This window comes from Candidatus Polarisedimenticolia bacterium (assembly GCA_035764505.1).
Taxonomy (GTDB): Bacteria; Acidobacteriota; Polarisedimenticolia; order Gp22-AA2; family AA152; genus AA152.
Map to the genome: position 1 here is coordinate 1 of DASTZC010000004.1, position 2460 is coordinate 2460.

The window sequence follows — 2460 nt, forward strand, 5'->3', positions numbered from 1 at the left end:
CGTATGCAATCACAGTCGCGAAAGGCGGCGAGAAGATCAAGAAGGAAGAGAATGCTCCAGTCCCTATTCCTGGATTTGGAGGACCGCCGCCCCGTGGATTCAACGTTCGCAACGCAACGATCGCGGAATTTGCGAGTGTCATGCAGGCCCAATTTATGGAACAGCCGGTAGTCGACCAAACGGGTTTAGGCGATACCCGTTACAGCTTTATTCTGAAGTGGACCCCGGATCCGTCCCAGACCCCCGGGTTTGGGGGCGGGCCTCCCGCCGCCGATGCGCCCGCGCCAGATGCCGATGCTCCTCCCGATCTATTCACTGCTATGCAGCAGCAATTGGGATTGCAAATGAGAATCACCAAGGCGCCGGTGGAAGTGATGGTTATCGACAAGGTGCAGAAGCCGTCGGACAACTGAGCTCGGCATTAACCTTCACTCTGTTGTTGGTCGCCGCACGGAAGCGCGGTGACCTCCCTATCACCAGGTGTGCGGCGCGTGGGTCTTCAAGCACGCCGCTTGCCCGCCGCAACGGTCATTGACCATCGGACGCCCAAGGGCCTCGCGCGCACTCTTTCAGGCCCCACAATCATGCGGATGCGCCGAGCGATGTTGATTTGCTCAAGACCGCCCTTACGAACCGCGTCAGAGTGGTGCTTGATAAGGTGGCGGCATTGCGACAAGATCGAACAGCAAGAGCAAGTGTCCCCGATTCGAGGGGCTAACACAACCTGAGCGTTACGTTTTGGCCGAAATGCAGGTCACAGCCCTAGTGGCGAATCTGCGACGACACCTGCTCCGTCTCGAAAACCTCGCAGTTGCCCCGCTCCCGGATAAGCCCGGCGTCGGGATTCGGGTTGCGCGTCACGATCCGTGTCGGCAACACCCACGGCTCCACAAACATTTCAGGATCTTCTACCGTCACGTCGTATAAGAGCGCATCGCCCTGACGCGTGAATTTCTCGATGACGTGCATCCGGTCGGAGTGGATCAAACCTCCGCGCCCCAGCCACGTCGAATCGGGGAATGCGATACCGTCGAGCACCAGAGTGTCGCCCTCCCAGCGCCCCACCGTATCGCCCAAATACAAGATGTCCAACTCCGCCTCCTTGCGGTGCGGGCGGCCATCGGTCGGAAAGATGCGGTACTCGCCGTATCCGCCGCCGGCGTCGCCGCCCGTGTAGATAAAGGTTACGTCTCTGTCTGTCTGATAGATGCGCCGGGGCGGGCCTTCCCGCGGGACGCCGAGGGGCTGGCAGGTCATCACCGGGTCATACTTGTTCGTCCACATGTCGAGCTGCTGAACTTTGTCCCAGAGTTCCGGCTTGTATGTCGGACGTCCCATATTGCCGAACCGCGACGGCGAGTACAGCTCGAAGTCGTACGTTTGATTGTCCTGCCGGGTGACGTCGGCTTTTTGCGTCGGACCGCGACGGCGCCCGCCACCGGTCATGTAGTTTCCAATCCAGTCCGAATAAGTGTAGTTTCCCGTGAGGTCAGGATGCCCCCCCAGCCGCGGCGTAGGCGCCGACTTGTTGACTTGAGGCTCCGCCTTGGCTATCATGCCGCGCGGGAGCTGCCCCGTGACTTGGATGGCCGCCTTGACGCTGGCTGGAACGGGCGCAACCACATATACGTTGCCCGTCTCCGTCTCGGTCGTCGTCAGATCGCGAACGACCGCGCCGTTCCGGCGCTCCACCATTTTTCCTGCATAGAGCACCTCGATCCTGTTTAGCGGGTTGTTCCAGTCTTGATAGTCGCTGAAGGAGAACTCCGTGGTCGTCGAGCCGTTCTTGACGACCACGCGCTCGACCATGTACTTCGCATCCAGCGTGGCTGTTGCGGTCGCGCCCGCAACTCCGGGAATCGGGAACGTCACCACCGGCTTACCGGACTCCCACGACACTGATGTTTGGCCCACCTTCGCCACCCCGTCCGCGAACAGAGTGCCTGGGTTGGCTCCTAACCAGAACGTCTCCGTTGTTCCAGCCACCGCGGCCTTGGGTGCGCCCTGCGGGCTCGCCCAGATGCGGATCAGGCGATCCTGCACGGCCGCCGACATCGGAGTGACTTTTCCTTTCGCCGGACCGATCTGCGCGCCGGGCGTGTCTTCGTCCCAGGCGTACAGTCCGCTGACCACCTCGATGTTCGAGTACGTCTGTCCATTCGGGCGTGTGCACGAGTACTGAATTCGCTGACTGAGGGTCTGGTAGTTCGTGCTCGCGCGATATTTCGTAAGGGTACACGGTTGGCCCTCGACCTGAATCGTGCCTTTTCCTTGATATTCGAGGGTTGCGACCATGTCGCGTTCGTCGTGGCCCTTCAACATGCCTTCGGCCCACATCCACCTGAAGAGCACGGACTTCAGGTCTTTGGCATCCGGTTTGGGTGTGTAGGGTTCGGGAACTCCACCTCGTTGACCCTGCCCACTGGCCGTCAACGCCCCGCCGATCGTGAAAACGATTGC

At 60.6% G+C, this 2460-nt stretch carries 2 protein-coding genes; one reads left to right on the forward strand and one right to left on the reverse strand.

Translation table 11 applies throughout. The features are described from left to right. A partial coding sequence (locus VFW45_00155) for a TIGR03435 family protein (GenBank protein HEU5179174.1) occupies positions 1 to 413 on the forward strand: 413 nt, incomplete at its 5' end. Positions 414 to 762: 349 nt separating this feature from the next. On the opposite strand, the gene VFW45_00160 is transcribed toward VFW45_00155, so the two are convergent. Continuing rightward, the coding region (locus VFW45_00160; protein ID HEU5179175.1) for a hypothetical protein at positions 763 to 2460 on the reverse strand (1698 nt) is incomplete at its 5' end.